Consider the following 845-nt stretch of genomic DNA (forward strand, 5'->3'; position numbering starts at 1 on the left):
TGACCACATCGTCAAATACTCATGCAATTAGGTTTGTTTACCGTATATCTATTAAAAGCTAACCTGAAGTCGAGCGTCTCTCAACAAACGTAAGGTATATTTGAATACCCTTCCCCCAGTAACAATACCAAAGAGACAATCGCACATCGTGTTAATGGCAAAGTAACCACTTTAGCTTAGCAGTCGTTATGAATATACTAGTATATTTTGGTCAACAGTGCCCTTGACGTCCTTTCACACGGTTAGAAATAATGCCCTTTGAACAATGGCTTTTACTATTGGCAACCTGTGCTCTCGGAGCCATGTCGCCAGGCCCTTCTTTAATTTGTGTCCTTCAAAACGCGATAGCTGGCGGATTTCGTTTAGGTGTTAAAGTTTCGGTAGCCCATGCTAGCGGGGTTGCTCTTTGGGCGTGCGCAACAATTTTGGGAATTGCGAGCATTAGCAAAACGTTCCCTTTTCTGCACAATACACTGATACTGTTGGGGGCGTTGTATCTAATCTACATGGGGTTACGTAGTTTCGCTTCTGGGCTAAGTGGGGTCGAGTTAAGTATTAATGGTGTAGAAAGCCCGAAAGGCAGACAAGCTGTTCGAGACGGTTTTTTCATTGCATTTTTAAATCCAAAACTAGCAGTGTTTTTTGTCGCCTTGTTCTCTCAATTCGTTGACGCAAATAACAGTCCGATTGATTCGCTTGTCATGGTTTCCACTGCCGCGTTTGTAGATGCTCTATGGTATATCTTAGTAACTTTTATAGCATCATTAAGTACCTTCAGAAATCGCTTATTGAGACGAATCCGCTATATAGATTGCTTTGGCGGAATCGTTTTTATTTTCGTTGGG

The 845-nt window shown here is 42.1% G+C and carries 1 protein-coding gene; it reads left to right on the forward strand.

Features of this window, described 5'->3' with window-relative positions; genetic code table 11:
- Positions 1–302 precede the first annotated feature (302 nt).
- The coding region (locus tag A3739_RS09255) for a LysE family translocator (protein ID WP_197472239.1) at positions 303–845 on the forward strand (543 nt) is incomplete at its 3' end.

This window comes from Oleiphilus sp. HI0067, from assembly GCF_001635735.1.